Here is a 15,927-nt window from a genome sequence, read left to right as displayed (position 1 = left end):
CGCCAGACGTCGTCGTGACCGGCAGAATGCGGTCATGACACGGGTCGCTCTCGCTGCCACCGGTCCCGCACCCCTCGAGGCAGGCCTCGAGGCGGCGGCCGACGGCGGCAACGCGGTCGACGCCGCCATCGCAGCGGCGCTCAGCGCGATGAGCACCGAGCCCGGTGTCGTGAGCCTGATGGGCGGCGCCTACGTCAACGTGTGGCCCGCCGGCGCCGATCCCGTCGTCGTCGACGGCAACGTCGAGATGCCGGGCCGTGGCCTCGACGCGTCGGCCTTCGGGCACGGCGTCCGCGAGGTGCGCACCGACTACGGCGGCGGCGTGACCATCGGCGCCGGACACGGCTCGGTCGCGAACTCCGGTGCCCTGCAGGCGCTCTCGCTCGCTCGCGACAGGTTCGCCGTGCTGCCGTGGCGACGGCTCGTCGAGCCGTCGGCCCGCGCCTGCCGCGAGGGCTACCGCATCGGCGCCGCTGCCGCCCTCTACCTCGGCATCGTGCGCGACACCCTCTTCGGCGACGACGCCGAGGCCCACGCCCTCGTGACCGGCGCGGACGGCGGCGCCGTGCAGCCCGGCGAGACCTGCCTCAACGTCGACCTCGCCGACATCCTCGAGCTGCTCGCCGTGCAGGGGGTGTCCCTCTTCACGACCGGCGCCGTCGGTCGGGTGCTCGTGGACGACATGGCCGCGAACGGTGGGCTCGTCACGGCGGCCGACCTGACGGCATACGAGGCGGTGGTGCGCACCCCGACGATGCGGTCGGTGGGCACGTGGAGCGTCGCCCTCAACCCGCCTCCGTCGGTCGGCGGCCCGATGCTCGCCGCGATGCTCGGGCAGCTCGCCCGGCACGAGCACTGGACCTGGCCCGAGGTCATCGACATCCAGCGCCACGTGCTCGCCTACCGCCTCTCGGTGCACGACCGCTCACGCGACCTCGACGCGGACGGTCACGCCCTGCTCGAGTCGGTCGAGCGCCACGGCCTCGCCGGTCTGCCGACCTCGGCGTCCACCGCCCACGTGTCCGCGGTCGACGAGCACGGAAACGCCTGTGCCATCACCATGTCCGCCGGCTACGGCGCCGGCATGGTGATCCCCGGCACGGGCATCCTGCTCAACAACGCACTGGGCGAGCCCGAGCTCAACCGGCTGGGTCTGCACGCGGTGCCTCCCGGCACACGACTCGCGTCGAACATGGCGCCGACGACTGCGCGAAGCGCCGTCGGGGCCGCTCTGGCGGTCGGCTCCCCCGGCGCCGACCGCATCACGACGGCGCTGATGCAGGTGCTGGGTCGCAGCCTGCTCCTGGGCGACGACCTCCAGCACGCCATCGACGCCCCTCGGCTGCACGTGCGCTTCCTCGAGGACGGTTCGCCGCGGGTCGAGCACGAGCCCTCCGAGGAGATCGCCGCCGCTGTCACGGCCCAGGGGCTGCCCGCGCACCGCTACCCGGGCCCGCACATGTACTTCGGCGGCGTCGGCGCGGCCCTCCTCGGAGCCGGCGGGCTCGTCGCGGCGGGCGACGCGCGGCGCGAGGCCGCCGTGGGGGTATCTCCTTGACGGACCTGCCCGGCGCGCAGGATCGCCCGTCGGCACCGGGCACCCGCATTCTTCGCGAACGCCACCCATCCGACGAGCAGCCCGCGCCGAACCCTTGTGCGTCGACCCCTACGAGAGGCCTTCTTCGATGACCATGACCGACGACCGCCCCGACGCCGGCTCCTCCACGTCGGCAGCGCTGACCCGTCCTCGGCCCGACTCTGTCGCCGCCCGGGTGGCGGCCGTCGTCTCCCCCCTCTTCGGGGGACGGCTGCCGGTGCGCCTCAGGGCGTGGGACGGCAGCGTGACGGGGCCCGTCGACGCACCGACGGTCGTGCTGCGCGACCCCGCCGCCCTGCGGCGTCTCGTGCGCCACCCCGGCGAGCTCGGCCTGGCCCAGGCGTACGTCACCGGCGAGCTCGACGTGGACGGTGACCTGCTCGACGGCTTCCGCCGGGTGTGGTCCACGGCCCGCACGCTGGCCGACGGACGCCCCTCCCCCGCAACGCTCGCATCGGTCGCCCGGGCCGGCATCAGGACGGCGCTCGACCTGGGCGTGGTGGGCCTGCCGCCGGAGCCCCCGGCGTCGCAGGCGCGGCTGCGAGGACGGCTGCACACCAAGTCCCGCGACCGCAGCGCCATCGAGCACCACTACAACCTCTCCAACGAGTTCTACGCGCTCATCCTCGACCCGCACATGGCGTACTCCTGCGGGTACTGGACCAGCACCGAACCCGGCTACACCGTCGAGGACGCCCAGCGCGACAAGCTCGACCTCGTCTGCCGCAAGCTGGGCATAGAACCCGGGGGGCGCCACCTCGACATCGGCTGCGGCTGGGGCTCGCTCTCGCTGCACGCCGCCGAGAAGTTCGGCGCACAGGTCGTCGGCGTCACGATCTCGAGCGAGCAGAAGGCCTTCATCGACCAGCGCATCCGCGAGCGCGGGCTCGCGGACCGCGTCGAGATCCGCCTGCAGGACTACCGCGAGGTGCCCGACGGCCCGTTCGACACCGTCAGCTCCATCGAGATGGGCGAGCACGTCGGCCAGCGCAACTACCCGACGTTCACCCGGCAGATCGAGCGGCTGCTGCGCCCGGGCGGGCGCGCGCTGATCCAGCAGATGTCACGTACCACCCGACCGGGCGGGGGGCCGTTCATCGAGGCCTTCATCGCTCCTGACATGCACATGCGGCCCGTGGGCGAGACCGTCGACCTCATCGAGCAGGCCGGGCTCGAGGTCCGCGACGTGCACGCGCTGCGCGAGCACTACGTGTGGACCGTGAACGCCTGGTACGACACGTTCGAGGCCAACTGGGACCGCGTCGTCGACCTGGTCGGCGAGGAGGTCGCCCGCGTGTGGCGGCTCTACCTCGTCGGGGGCGCTCTCGCCTTCGAGGAGGGCCGGATGGGGGTCGACCAGATCCTCGCGGTCAAGCCCACCGCCGACGGCCGCAGCGGTATGCCGCCCGTCCGGACCTGGTGACGCCGTGAGCTTCCTCGGGGTGGTGCTCTGGACGGCTCTCACAGTCGTCGTGGTGCTCGGCATCACGTTCGCGGTCGCACTGCGCGTCGGCAAGCAGGCGGTCATCGACGTGACGTGGGGGCTCGGGTTCGTCGCGATCGCGCTCACGGCGTTCCTCGTCACGGGCGGCCAGGGCGACCCGCTGCGCCGGTGGCTGGCGCTGCTGCTGACTGCGGCATGGGGGCTGCGGCTCGCCACGCACATCTACCTGCGCTCGCGCGGCAAGGGCGAGGACCCGCGCTACGAGGCGATGCTCGCGCGAGCGGACGGTAGCCCCAACGCCTACGCGCTCCTCCACATCTACCTGCCGCAGGGCCTCATCATGTGGTTCGTCTCGCTGCCCGTGCAGGTCGCCATGGTGGTGAGCGACGGTCTGTCGTGGGTGCTCTGGGTCGGCGTCGTCGTGTGGGCCGTCGGCTTCTTCTTCGAGTCTGTCGGCGACCTACAGCTCACGCGCTTCCGCGACGAGCCGTCCAACAAGGGCAAGGTGCTCGACACCGGCCTGTGGCGCTACACGCGCCATCCCAACTACTTCGGTGACGCGTGCGTCTGGACGGGCCTCTTCCTCGTCGCGGCGAGCGCGTGGCCGGGTGTGCTGACCCTCCTGTCGCCCGCCGTCATGGTCTGGAACCTCTACGGCGGTACGGGAAAGAAGCTGTTGGAGAAGGACATCGGTGACCGACGGCCGGAGTATGCGGAGTACGTGCGCCGAACGAGCGGCTTCTTCCCGATGCCGCCGAAGCGGGCTCGCTGAGTCACAGCCGGGACCCTTCGCGGGCCGCCACCGCGAGCCGGCGCGCGTCTCGGCCATGATGGGCGCATGCGCCCGCCCCTTGCCGACCTCCTCGACCTGCAGCCACACCCCGAGGGCGGCTGGTACCGGCAGACGTGGGTCGCCCCCGAGACGGTGACCCTGCCGGACGGCCGGACGCGGGCCACCGCGACCCTCATCCACTTCCTGTTGCCTTCGGGCGAGTCGTCCGCGTGGCACCGGGTCGCCTCGGACGAGGTGTGGATCGCGCACACCGGTTCGGTGGTGCTCGAGCTCGGCGGCGCGGGCGCGGCTCCCGAGAAGACCGGGCAGTCGGTCGTCGGGCTCGACCTGGCGGGCGGCGAGGTGGCGCAGGCGGTCGTGCCTGCCGGCGTGTGGCAGCGCACCGTGCCCGGCGACGGGGATGCGCTGGTCAGCTGCCTCGTCTCCCCCGGCTTCGACTTCGAGGACTTCGAGCTCGTCGAGGACGCCGGTGTGCGTCGCGCCCCGGCAGGCCCGGAGGATGAGCCCCTCGACCCCGCGGAACCCACGAACCCTGCCTGAGCCCGCCCGGTCAACCCGACACGGCGGACACCTCCGTGCCGTCGGTGACGATGGCGACGTCACCCTCGGTGTCGGTGCGGTGAACGGCGAAGCCTCTCTGCTGCAGGGCGTTCATGAGAGCCGGTGCCGGGTGGCCGTAGTCGTTGCCCTCGCCGACGCTGATGACGGCCAGACGCCCCGCGACCTGGTCGAGGAGGCGGTCGTCGCGGTTGCTGGAGCCGTGGTGGGCCACCTTGAGCACGTCGATGCTCCCCCAGCGCCCCGGATCGAGCAGGGACTCGCGGTACACCTGCGCGGCGGCCTCGCGCTCGATGTCGCCCGCGAGCAGGACACTGACGCCGCGAACGTGCATCGTCAGCACCACCGAGCCGTTGTTGGGCACCGATCCGGCGTCGATGCGACGAGCCGGCCACCAGACCTCGGCTCTCACACCGCCGACGGTGAGCGACTGCCCTGCCCGCAGCTCCCCCAGCGGCGTGTGGTGTGCGGCGGCCAGCTGCGCGACGCGCCGTGCCTCTGCCGGCGGGTCAAGCACGGGTGAGGCTCGGATCTCGGCGACCGGACGCTCGAGAACCGCGGCGAGGCCGCCCACGTGGTCCGCGTGGTAGTGGGTGAGCACGACGAGGTCGACGACCTCGGCACCGATGCGGTCGAGGCACTGGCGCATGGGCTCGGGGTCCGGACCGGCGTCGATGACGACCACGTGTCCGCCGCCGCTGTCGGCGACCAGCCCGTCGCCCTGCCCGACGTCACAGGCGATGAGCACCCAGCCCGGAGGCGGCCACGAGATCGACGTCGTCGGAGCCGCCATCCCGGCGGTCAGGACCACCACGGCGACCGCGACGGTCGGGCGGTGCCGCGTACGGTGCCAGGTCCACGGCGCGAGTGCGACGGCCGCTACGGTGATGACGCCGAGCAGGACCGCCGCAGCCGCCGAGTCGCCCCACGTGATGCTCCCCAACGGCAGCCCGGAGCACCAACGGGCAACGCCGGCGATGGCCTGCGCGGGCACGGCCGCGCCCCACGCCAGCCAGGCGGCTCCGGTCGTCCACACCACCGACACGATGGCCACGGCCACGCCGACGAGCGTCGTGGGCGCCACGAAGGGTGCCGCGAGCAGGTTCGCGAGCACCGCGACGACCGAGACGCTGCCCTGGAGCGGCACGACGACTGGCGCGCACACGGCCTGCGCGGCCACCGGGATGGCGAGGACCGGCCCGAGCGGTTTGAGCGGGCCGGGCAGCACGCGCGCGAGCGCGCTCCCCCAGGGCGGTGCGAGGACGAGCAGGCCCAGCGTCGCCAGGCTCGACAGGGCGAAGCCGTACGAGCGGGAGAGCCACGGGTCCCACACGAGCAGCACCACGAGGGCGCCGGCGAGCGCCGGGACGCCGGCGCGACGCCTCGAGCTCGACAGCGCCAGCAAGCCCACGAGACCCATGACGGCTGCGCGCACGACGCTCGGCTCGGGCCGTGCGAGCACGACGAACCCGAGCAGCGCCACGACCGCGACCGGCGGACGCCAGCGCCGTCGCACCCCGACGAGGCCGCACACCCACATCACGCCGGCCAGCACGAAGGTGACGTTGCTGCCCGAGACCGCGCTCAGGTGCGACAGCCCGGTGTCGAGCATCGCGGTCGTCAGGTCGGGTGGGGTGTGCGAGGTGTCGCCCACGACGAGCGCCGGCACGAGCCCGCGCGCGTCTGCCCACAGGGAATCGGTGGCAGCCCGGAACCGCTCCCGCACGACGTCGGCCGCCGCGAAGACGCCGCCGGCGTGCGCGACCACCGCCACCGGCCCCTTGGGAGCCGCCACGGCCACGACGTCGTCGCCCGGCTCGGCCGCCTGCAGTCGCGCGACGACCTCGATCTCGTCGTGCCAACGCAGGCCCGACCAGGCCGGGCCGCCGCCGATCACGAGGACCGGCGACGCCACCGCAGTGACGTGCCCACGGCCGCGGACCTCGGAGACGTCCAGACGCACGACGCTGAGGACGGGTCGACCGTCGCCCGACCCTCCCGCTCCACGGTCGGTGCGCACCGGACGCGGCTCCGCGGCCACCGTCGCGTGCAGCGTCACGACGGCCCGTTCGGCTGCCAGCGCGCCGAGGGGTCCCGCTGACGCGACGGCACGGTGCCCGGCAGCGGCGCCCAGCAGGAGTGCCAGCACGGCGCCCGTCACCGCCCAGCCGCGCAGCGTCGTGCGGCGCCGGGCGAGGACCGCGACGGTGCCGGCCCCGACGGCGGCCAGGGCCACGAACCGGGGCGACGCGACGAGCCCCCAGAAGGCGACGACCGGCCAGGCCACGAGCACCGGCACGAGCAGCCGCAGGTCAAGGGCGCGGGCGGACCGCGGTCGCACCCGGCGCACGGTCGGACGGCCGGTCAGCACGACGAGCGACGGCCCTCGCGGCCGCTGCTCCCTCGCCACGCGGCGGCTCCGCTCCTCCGTCACAGCGTGACCAGCGGCCGGAGCCGCGCCAGCAGCTTGTCGCCGATGCCGCTGACCTCGCCCAGCTCGTCGACCGACGTGAAGCGACCGTGCTCGGCGCGCCAGTCGATGATCCGCTGGGCCAGCACCGGGCCGACACCCGGCAGCGCGTCGAGGCCGGCGGTGTCAGCCGCGTTGAGGCTCACGGGAGCCCCGGAGGACGCTCCTGCGCCTCCGCCGGTCGCGGATCCAGCACTTCCGCCCCCGGAGCCGGCACCCGTGCCGGTGGCCGCCGACTCACCGGGGCGAGGCACCCGGATCTGCTCCCCGTCCGTGACCGGGCGAGCCAGGTTGAGGGCGCTCAGGTCGGCGCCCGCCCGCGCCCCACCTGCCTGCTTGATCGCGTCGGCCACCCGGGCGCCTGCCCTCAGGCGCACGAGCCCCGGGCGCAGGACCTGACCCACGACGTGGACGACGATCTCGGCGCTCGCGGTTGAGGCACCGGCACCGGCACCGGCACCGGCACCCGCACCCGGAGCCCCCGTCACCGCTCCGGTGGACGGGACCGTGGCCGCAGCGGCGGTCCCGCCGACGACCTGGACCGACCGGGACGGACCGGGCGCCACCTCCGGCACCGCGGACCGCTCGGCCCAGAGCACGCGCACCACGAAGGCGCAGCCCACCGCGACGACCAGCGCCAGCAGCGAGACGAGCGCCGCGCTGCTGACTGCCCGCCGCCCCGACCGCAGCTCGTCCGGAACCGTCAGCAACCCGGGTCTCCGCGCCCGGCGCAGGTCGGCGTCGAGACGTGACACCTCGTCGTCGGTCGCCCGCGCCGTGAGGCGGCGGACGGCCTCCCCCACCGCCTTCGCCGACCCGGAGCCGGAGCGCGTCGCCACGGACGTGGTTTCGGTACCACCCGGAGGACCGGGCACCCAGCCAGTGTCGACGTCGGGTCGCTCCCGCCCAGCGGGAGCATCCGGGTCGAGTCCGCCGACCGGCTCCAGCAACCCGGCGCCCTCGTCCCTGCCGTGACGACCGGCCCCGAGGACCCGTGCGGCGCGCTCGAGGTCAGGCGGTCGCTGGGAGGGGCGGAACGGCATACGTCGACGGTAGGAAGCCCACCACCCGCACGACCCGACCCACCAGGCCGCTGGGGACAACGCCGACAGCGGCCGAGGGGGTGTGGACGGCCACAGCCCGAGACACCCCGCGCGTCGATTCACGCCTGCGCCGCCCGCTGGGCCAGAATCTCCGAATGGCCCGCCACATCATGACCCTCACCTGCGACGACCGACCCGGCATCGTGGCGGCTGTCTCCGGAGCGCTCCTGCAGGTCGAGGCGAACATCGTCGAGAACCAGCAGTACTCCGACGAGGACACCGACCTCTTCTTCATGCGCACCGTCTTCGACGCCTCGGCCGCCGACGTCGAGCAGGTGCTCGAGGCCATCCGCGAGAGCCCCGCCATCGCCCACCAGCACCTCGCCGCGCGGCCCGAGGACGAGCACTGCCGCACCATCATCCTCGTCAGCAAGTTCGACCACTGCCTGCTCGACCTGCTCTACCGCTGGAAGTCCGGCGACCTGCCCATCGACATCGTCGGCGTCGTCTCGAACCACGAGGACTGCCGCGCACTCGTCGAGTACTACGGCCTGCCGTTCACGGTCATCCCCGTGACGCCCGAGACGAAGGCGGACGCCGAGGCCGAGCTGCTGCGCATGGTCGACGCGAACGACGTCGGTCTCGTCGTGCTCGCCCGCTACATGCAGATCCTCAGCGACTCGCTGTGCCGCGCGCTCGAGGGCCGGGCGATCAACATCCACCACTCGTTCCTGCCCGGCTTCAAGGGCGCAAAGCCCTACCACCAGGCGCACGACCGGGGCGTCAAGCTCATCGGTGCCTCCGCGCACTACGTCACCGCCGACCTCGACGAGGGCCCGATCATCGAGCAGGACGTCGTGCGCGTGACGCACGCCGAGACGCCCTCGCGGCTCGTCGCGCTCGGGCGCGACGTCGAGCGGCGGGTGCTGTCGCGCGCGGTGCGCGACCACGCCGAGTCGCGCGTCTTCCTCTCTGGCCGACGCACCATCGTCTTCTGACCCACCGGGGGCGTATGCCGTCGGGCGGGGGCGCGTGGCCCGCACCGGTAGCGTGCGGGCCATGAGCGACAGGCAGTTCGTCGTCGGGCGCCCCCACTTCGGGCGCTTCACCCGCACGCCGGAGGAGAATGCGCAGGCCCTGACCGAGGCCCGCGACGCGCTCACGACGGCCGTCGCCGCCGACCTCACGGAGCCCGGGGCTCCCGACCTGCTGGACGCCACGGTCGACCTGGCCGAGGCGCTCACCGTCGCCGGCCACGAGCGCGAGGCGGTCGCCCTGGCCGGACCCGCCGTGCAGCTCGCTCGCGACGCCGGCCGCGCCGAGAGCCTCGGCTGGGCCCTGCTCGCGCTCGCCACGGCCGAGCACTACGCCGGACTCGCCGCCGAGTCCGAGCCCCACTTCGAGGAGGCGCTGGCCCTGGCGCGCGACGGCGCGGACCGCGAGCTCGAGCACTACGCGCTGCACCACCTCGGCCGGTTCCTCGTGGACGAGGGGCGCACCGACGACGCGGTCGAGGCGTTCACCGCGTCTCTGGCCATCCGCGAGCAGCTCGGCGAGCCGAGGGCGGCCAGCACCCGGGCCGCCCTCGAGGCGCTCCTCAGGTCTCGTCGGTGAGGTGCCGCTGACGCCACCAGCCGACGACGTTGTTCTTGTGGCGGGCGAGCACGACCAGCCCGATCGCCGTGAGCCACAGCCCGGTCCAGACGTCACCGGGCGCGTGCCCGGTCCAGATGACGACTGCGACCGCGAGCATCGCTAGCGACCCGAAGATCGACCCCGCCGCCACCCAGCGCGTCAGGGCGACACCGAGGCCGAAGACCACGACCACGACGAGCGCGACCCACGGGTGCACGCCCAGCAGGGCGCCGAGCGTCGTGGCGACGCCCTTGCCACCCCGTCCCTTGAGGTACGGCGACCAGATGTGGCCGAGCACGGCGGCGATGCCGGCGGCGTACGCGGCGTGCGCCCCACCGAACCAGTGACCGGCGACGAACGCCGGCACGAGGCCCTTGAGCACGTCGAGCACGCCGACGACCACACCCCACTTGCGCCCCAGCACGCGGCCCGCGTTCGTGGCCCCCGGGTTGCCGGAGCCGGACGAGGCGAGGTCCTTGCCGAGGAGCCGCGCGATCACCGTCGCCGGGTTGAACGAGCCGACGAGGAAGGCCACGACGACCACCCCGGCCCAGGCGAGCACGGTGCCGGCGCTCACGACCCGGCGTGCCCGTCAGCAGTGACGCTCTGCTCGGGCAGGGCCTCGCCCGGCCGCGGCGACACGGCGATGGCCACCGTGCCGGGCCCCACGTGCGCCCCCACGACCGCACCGAGCTCGACGACGACGACCTCCGGTGAGCCCGGCACCAGCTCGCGCAGCTCCGCGGCGATCTGGTCGGCTCGCGCTGCGGCGTCGAGGTGGTGCACCGCGATGTCGGCGACGCTGCCGCCCTTCTCGACGTGCTCGACGACCATGGCCTCGATGCGGGCGACGGCCCGCGACGAGGTGCGCACCTTCTCCACCGGGACGATGCGGCCACCGCGCACGGCGAGGATCGGCTTGATCGAGAGGGCCGACCCGAGCAGCGCCGAGGCGGCACCGATGCGCCCGCCCCGTCGCAGGTGCTCGAGCGTGTCGACGTAGAAGAGCACGCCGGACGGCTTCAGCCGCGTGCTGATCACCTCGAGAACCGTTGGCACGTCGGCTCCCCCGGCTGCAGCCTCTGCCGCCGCGATGACTGCGTAGCCCATCGCCATGCCGATCGTCTCGCTGTCGACGACCTCGACGGGGACGGGTGCCTCGGCCGCAGCGAGCCGGGCGGCCTCGACGGTGCCCGACATCTGCGACGACAGGTGGACCGAGACGATGGCGGTCGCGCCGTCGTCGGCAAGCCGCTGGTAGGTCTCGGCGAAGACCTGTGGGGTCGGCCGCGAGGTCGTGACGATCGTGTAGTCGCGCAGCGCTGCCGCGACCTGCTGGGCCGTGATGTCACGTCCCTCGACGTGGTCGCGGCCGCCCACGACGACGTGCAGCGGCACGACCTCGATGTCGTGCTGCTCGATGGCGTCAGGGGACAGGTATGCCGTCGAGTCGGTGACGATCCGCGTGGTCACGGCGCGCTCCTTCCGCAGGTCGGCCCGTTGGCTGGTCCCAACCTAGCGGCGCCGCTCCCGCGCACGCGGCAGCCCGCGCCTCGTCGGGCCTCGATCGAGAGAGCCGTCGATCGAGAGAACGCTCCGTTCGTCACGGAGCGTTCTCTCGATCGGGGAAGGGGACGACGTCAGAGGGGGACGACGTTGACGAGCTTGGGGGCGCGGACGATGACCGTGCGCACGCCGGCCCCGGTGGCGGCCCTGACCTTCTCGCGGCCGAGCGCCAGCTCACGCAGGTCGTCCTCGGAGATGTCGGGGCTCACCTCGACGCGGTCGCGCACCTTGCCCTTGATCTGGATGACGCAGGTGACCTGCTCCTCCACGATCTTGGCGGGGTCGCTCACGGGGAAGGCGGCATACGCCACCCCACCCTCGTGGCCGAGGCGCTGCCACATCTCCTCCGCGATGTGCGGGGCGACGGGGGCGAGCATGAGCACCATCGCCTCGACGACCTCGCGGGGCGGCACGTCGAGCTTCGTCACTGCGTTGTTCAGCTCGATGAGCTTGGCGATGGCGGTGTTGAACCGCAGCCCCTCGAAGTCCTCGCGCACGCCGGCGATCGTCTGGTGCAACTGGGTCGTCAGTGCCTGGTCGACCTCGACGTCGGCGACGCGCACGTCACCGGTGGCCTCGTCGACGACGTTGCGCCACAGGCGCTGCAGGAACCGCTGCGACCCGACGACCGCCCTGATCTCCCAGGGCTTGCTCAGCTCGAGCGGGCCCATCGACATCTCGTAGACGCGGAAGGTGTCGGCGCCGTAGGCGTCGTACATCTCGTCGGGGCTCACGGAGTTCTTGAGCGACTTGCCGATCTTGCCGTACTCGCGGTTGACCTGCTGGCCCTCCCACGTGAAGGTCGGCTCCGCACCGTGCTCGCCGGGCGTCTCCTCGACCTCGGCGGCCGGGACGTACTGTCCGCGGCTGTCGGTGTAGGCGTACGCCTGGATGTAGCCCTGCGAGAAGTACTTCCGGAACGGCTCCTCGCTGCGCACGTGGCCGAGGTCGTAGAGCACCTTGTGCCAGAAGCGGGCGTAGAGCAGGTGCAGCACGGCGTGCTCGACACCGCCGACGTAGAGGTCGACGCCGCCCGGGTCACGCGTGCCCGTGGGCGCGCCGTCGACCGGCTCGTCGTGGCGGCCCAGCCAGTACGCCTCGTTGGCCGGGTCGACGAACTCGTCGTGGTTCGCGGGGTCGAGGTAGCGCAGGTAGTACCAGCACGAGCCGGCCCAGTTGGGCATCGTGTTCGTCTCGCGGCGGAACTTCCGCAGGCCGCGTCCGTCGCCGAGGTCCTTCTCGACCTCGACCCACTCGGGCACGCGCGACAGGGGCGGCTCGGGGCTGCTCTGGGCGTCGTCGGGCTCGAACGTCTTCGGGCTGTAGTCGGGCACGTCGGGAAGCGTCAGCGGCAGCTCGTCGTCGGGCACGGCATACGCGACCCCGTCCTCGTCGAACATGATCGGGAACGGCTCGCCCCAGTAGCGCTGGCGGCTGAAGAGCCAGTCGCGGATGCGGTAGCTGATGGTGCCCTCGCCGATGCCCCTGGCCTCGAGCACCTCGATGATGCGCGCCTTTGCGTCGGCGACGTGCAGGCCGTCGAGCGAGACGAGCTCGTTGCTCGAGTTGATCGCGACGCCGTCGCCGAGGAACGGTTCGTCGTCGGGGTGACCCTCGGCCGGCTGCACGGTGCGGACGATCGGCAGGTCGAACTTCTCGGCGTACTCCCAGTCGCGCGTGTCCTGACCGGGCACGGCCATGATCGCGCCGGTGCCGTAGCCCATGAGGACGTAGTCGGCGACGAACACCGGGATGCGCTCTCCGGTAACGGGATTCGTGGCCCACGAGCCGGTGAAGACGCCGGTTTTGTCCTTGCCCTCGGTCTGGCGCTCGACGTCACCCTTGCGCGACGCGGCGAGCTGGTATGCCGCCACGGCCTCCTTCGGGGTCGCGCTCGCGTCCTCGTCCGCCCCCTTCCAGGCCTCCTTGGTCCCCTCGGGCCAGGAGCCCTGTGGCACCAGGACGTCGACGAGCGGGTGCTCGGGGGCGATGACCATGAACGTCGCGCCGAAGATCGTGTCGGGGCGGGTCGTGAAGACGTCGATGCCCGCCTCCTCGCCCGATGTGGTCACGGCGGGGAAGGTGACGCGCGCGCCCTTGGACCGGCCGATCCAGTTGCGCTGCATGAGCTTGACCTTCTCGGGCCAGTCGACGCCGTCGAGGTCGTCGGCCAGGCGGTCGGCGTACGCGGTGATCCGCATCTTCCACTGGCTGAGGTTGCGGCGGAAGACGGGGTAGTTGCCGCGCTCGGAACGCCCCTCGTTCGTGACCTCCTCGTTGGAGAGCACCGTGCCGAGCCCGGGGCACCAGTTGACCGGCGCCTCGGACGTGTAGGCCAGGCGGTACCCCTCGAGCACCTTCGCCTGCTCGGTGGCGGACAGATCGGCCCACCCACGGCCCTCGGCGTCATCGACGGCACGACGGCCCGATGCGAAGTCCTCGACCAGCTCGCTGATGGGGCGGGCCCTGCCCTTGCCGCCGTCCTCGCGCACCGCGTCGGCGTCATACCAGGCGTCCCAGATCTGCAGGAAGATCCACTGGGTCCACTTGTAGTACTCGTCGTCGATCGTCGCGAAGGTGCGGCGGTTGTCGAAGCCCAGCCCGAGGCGGCGCAGCTGGCGCTTCATGTTGGTCATGTTCTCCTCGGTGGTCTTCCGAGGGTGCTGCCCGGTCTGGACGGCGTACTGCTCGGCCGGCAGTCCGAAGGCGTCGTAGCCGAGGGCGTGCAGGACGTTCTTGCCGAGCATCCGGTGGAACCGGCTGTAGACGTCGGTCGCGATGTAGCCGAGCGGGTGGCCGACGTGCAGGCCGACGCCGCTCGGGTAGGGGAACATGTCGAGCACGATGAGCTTCTCGCCGCGCGCGGCGACCTTTTCGGGCTCGGCCCACGGACCGGCCGGGTTGGGGGCGTTGAACGTGCCCTCCTCCTCCCAGCGGTCCTGCCAGGCCGTCTCGATCTGCTGAGCCATCGCGGCCGTGTAGCGGTAGGGAGTCTCGTTCGTCTGCTCGCTCATGTCGTCTCTCTCGTCGCTGCTCGTCGGGCAAAAGAAAACCCCTCGCACAGGAGGGGAAGCCGCGTTGATGTCGGGAGTCCCGACCTTCGTCAACGCGGCTGCGGAAGGAGCAGCAGGCCAGCCATGCGCCCAAGGTTAGCGCAGCCGTATACGCGCCCGCGTGGAGGTTTGTGGTCGCCGGGGCAACGGCAAACCTCCACGGGCTCCGGTCGGTTACGTCTAGCGGAAGAGCGCGACGACGATGAGGGCCTGGGCCAGGTGGTAGGTGACGATGACCGTCACCGGCGCCCAGCCGCGCGCCTGCACGAATCGGTCGTGTCCCAGGACGGCGTCGGAGGTGACGAAGACGGCGCACCCGAGGAGCAGCAGCCAGTCCCCGCTCCACGCGGCGACGAGCAGCAGAGCACTGAGGACGAGCTGGTAGACGAGCACCGGCACCTTCTGCTCGCCGGAGTGGCGCACGATGTCGCGCCCCACCTTCGCGTGCAGCAGCACCACCGCGGGGGCTGCGACGAGGAGCAGCCACGGGAAGCCGCCGGCGGGAGCCATCCCGACGATCGCCCAGATGTAGGCGACGTGGGCGAGCAGGAACGCCCCGAGCCCCACGAGGAACCGGGTCTCGGTCGAGTCGAGGAGCGCCACGTCGCCGACGAGGCAGAGGGCGAGCGCCACCACGACCGGGAGCAGCTCGGGCGAGCCCGGCACCCGTCCCTCCCAGTGGAGCGACCAGGCGACGGCCATGAGCAGCACGACGACGAGCGGCTTCGTCACCCGCTCGACGACCTGCTCGCCGCGCAGCACCGAGCGCCAGTTCGTCACTGCGGTCACGGCTAGCGCCACGCCGAGGACCCAGAGGTGTGTCGTCACGGGGCAACGCTCCCAGCCTTCGGCCGCTCCCGCCTCACGGACACGCGGCGCGGGTTCACCACCTGTCGAGACGAATCGGCAGACGAGTCGTTCTCTGCCAGACTCGACCAATGCCCATGCGCAAGTTCCAGCACACCGTCTCGGCCGACGACACTGCTGCCCAGGTCGGCAGCGGTGACCTCGACGTCCTCGCCACCCCTCGCCTCATCACGTGGTGCGAGAACGCGGCCTTCCAGGTCTGCAAGCAGAACATCGACGCCGACCACACCACCGTCGGCACGATGGTCAAGATCGAGCACGTCAAGGGCAGCCCGGTCGGCTCCGAGGTGACGGTGCACTGCGCCGAGCCCATCAACGACGGCCGGCGCCTCGTCTGTCACGTCACCGTCACTGACCCGGAGGGCGAGGAGCTCGCCAAGGGCGAAATCCACCGCGCGGTCGTCGATCCTGACCGCTTCATGAGCAAGTGCCAGCGCGTCCTCTGACGCGCCGGCCTCAGCGGCGACGCAGCCGCTCGATCTCCGCCGCCACCTGCGCCTCGGTCGGCTCCTCGCGCACGTAGACCTCGTAGAAGTTGGCGACGAGGCCGATCCCCCATCCGGCGAGCACGAAGACCGGCCAGAAGAAACCGTGGGTCGTCATGGCCCACACGACGACCACCACCGCGTTGACGAGGCAGTAGATCAGCAGGTGCGCCCGGAAGTCGGCCTTCTTCTTGAGCCGGTCGAGCGCTCTGCCACGCAGGTCCCCCTCGGCGACGGGGGTCTCGGCGGAGCGGTCGACCGTGGGGTCGGGCGTGCCGGAGGTGGGTTCGACCGGAAGCTGGTTCGCGGTCATGGTCGTCACCAGTCCTTCTCGGGCCGCCGCGCGCGTTCCACGCGGCTCCCTCCCTCCAGCGTAGGCACGGCGAACCCGCCCGGCTGCCGGTCGTGCGGCGGAT

14 protein-coding genes are annotated in these 15,927 nt (G+C 72.4%); 7 read left to right on the top strand and 7 right to left on the bottom strand.

The window, feature by feature from the left end:
• Positions 1-34 precede the first annotated feature (34 nt).
• The 4 genes from ACXR8F_RS12545 (at position 35) to ACXR8F_RS12530 (ending at position 4,374) form a co-directional block, all read left to right on the top strand.
• Complete coding sequence (locus tag ACXR8F_RS12545; protein WP_458800881.1) at positions 35-1,558, top strand: gamma-glutamyltransferase; 1,524 nt, start codon at positions 35-37, stop codon at positions 1,556-1,558.
• A 127-nt stretch (positions 1,559-1,685) separates the two neighbouring features.
• Positions 1,686-3,020: a class I SAM-dependent methyltransferase gene (locus ACXR8F_RS12540; RefSeq protein ID WP_458800880.1), complete on the top strand. Its 1,335-nt coding sequence runs from the start codon at positions 1,686-1,688 to the stop codon at positions 3,018-3,020.
• Positions 3,021-3,024: 4 nt separating this feature from the next.
• Entirely contained in the window at positions 3,025-3,813 is a 789-nt protein-coding gene (locus tag ACXR8F_RS12535) for a DUF1295 domain-containing protein (protein WP_045190041.1), read from the top strand.
• Between the two features lie 66 nt (positions 3,814-3,879).
• Positions 3,880-4,374 (top strand): cupin domain-containing protein, encoded by a 495-nt coding sequence (locus tag ACXR8F_RS12530; RefSeq protein ID WP_458800878.1) that lies wholly within the window; start codon positions 3,880-3,882, stop codon positions 4,372-4,374.
• Between the two features lie 10 nt (positions 4,375-4,384).
• Here ACXR8F_RS12530 and ACXR8F_RS12525 read toward each other — a convergent pair whose 3' ends face one another.
• Both ACXR8F_RS12525 and ACXR8F_RS12520 read right to left on the bottom strand, forming a co-directional pair.
• On the bottom strand, positions 4,385-6,802 hold the full coding sequence (locus tag ACXR8F_RS12525) for a ComEC/Rec2 family competence protein (RefSeq protein WP_458800876.1): 2,418 nt from the start codon (positions 6,800-6,802) through the stop codon (positions 4,385-4,387).
• Positions 6,803-6,822: 20 nt separating this feature from the next.
• Positions 6,823-7,701 (bottom strand): helix-hairpin-helix domain-containing protein, encoded by an 879-nt coding sequence (locus tag ACXR8F_RS12520; protein WP_458800874.1) that lies wholly within the window; start codon positions 7,699-7,701, stop codon positions 6,823-6,825.
• Positions 7,702-8,060: 359 nt separating this feature from the next.
• Here ACXR8F_RS12520 and purU point away from each other — a divergent pair, with 359 nt between their 5' ends.
• Both purU and ACXR8F_RS12510 read left to right on the top strand, forming a co-directional pair.
• On the top strand, positions 8,061-8,903 hold the full coding sequence (gene purU, locus ACXR8F_RS12515) for a formyltetrahydrofolate deformylase (RefSeq protein ID WP_458800872.1): 843 nt from the start codon (positions 8,061-8,063) through the stop codon (positions 8,901-8,903).
• Between the two features lie 61 nt (positions 8,904-8,964).
• The gene (locus ACXR8F_RS12510) at positions 8,965-9,519 is read left to right on the top strand and encodes a hypothetical protein (protein WP_458800871.1); all 555 of its coding nucleotides are present in this window, start codon (positions 8,965-8,967) and stop codon (positions 9,517-9,519) included.
• Here the strand turns inward: ACXR8F_RS12510 and ACXR8F_RS12505 are convergent.
• The 4 genes from ACXR8F_RS12505 to ACXR8F_RS12490 all read right to left on the bottom strand — a co-directional run bounded on the left by ACXR8F_RS12505 (position 9,503) and on the right by ACXR8F_RS12490 (position 14,987).
• Positions 9,503-10,117 (bottom strand): glycerol-3-phosphate acyltransferase, encoded by a 615-nt coding sequence (locus ACXR8F_RS12505; RefSeq protein WP_458800869.1) that lies wholly within the window; start codon positions 10,115-10,117, stop codon positions 9,503-9,505. The two genes, ACXR8F_RS12510 and ACXR8F_RS12505, sit on opposite strands and share 17 nt — an antisense overlap.
• Positions 10,114-11,013, bottom strand: a complete 900-nt coding sequence (locus ACXR8F_RS12500) for a DegV family protein (protein ID WP_458800867.1) — start codon at positions 11,011-11,013, stop codon at positions 10,114-10,116. Before ACXR8F_RS12500 ends, ACXR8F_RS12505 begins: the two co-directional genes overlap by 4 nt.
• Positions 11,014-11,180: 167 nt before the next feature.
• Complete coding sequence (leuS, locus tag ACXR8F_RS12495; protein ID WP_458800865.1) at positions 11,181-14,120, bottom strand: leucine--tRNA ligase; 2,940 nt, start codon at positions 14,118-14,120, stop codon at positions 11,181-11,183.
• Between the two features lie 219 nt (positions 14,121-14,339).
• The gene (locus tag ACXR8F_RS12490) at positions 14,340-14,987 is read right to left on the bottom strand and encodes a lysoplasmalogenase (RefSeq protein ID WP_458800863.1); all 648 of its coding nucleotides are present in this window, start codon (positions 14,985-14,987) and stop codon (positions 14,340-14,342) included.
• A 110-nt stretch (positions 14,988-15,097) separates the two neighbouring features.
• Between ACXR8F_RS12490 and ACXR8F_RS12485 the strand changes: the two genes are divergently transcribed.
• Entirely contained in the window at positions 15,098-15,472 is a 375-nt protein-coding gene (locus ACXR8F_RS12485) for a thioesterase, FlK family (RefSeq protein WP_052677197.1), read from the top strand.
• Positions 15,473-15,482: 10 nt separating this feature from the next.
• Here the strand turns inward: ACXR8F_RS12485 and ACXR8F_RS12480 are convergent, their stop codons facing one another.
• Complete coding sequence (locus tag ACXR8F_RS12480; RefSeq protein WP_458801091.1) at positions 15,483-15,824, bottom strand: 2TM domain-containing protein; 342 nt, start codon at positions 15,822-15,824, stop codon at positions 15,483-15,485.
• Positions 15,825-15,927: the final 103 nt, after the last annotated feature.

This window comes from Terrabacter sp. AAH1 (assembly GCF_054456855.1).
The sequence above is the reverse complement of the archived record's forward strand: the minus strand, read 5'-3'. Positions and strand labels throughout refer to the sequence as shown.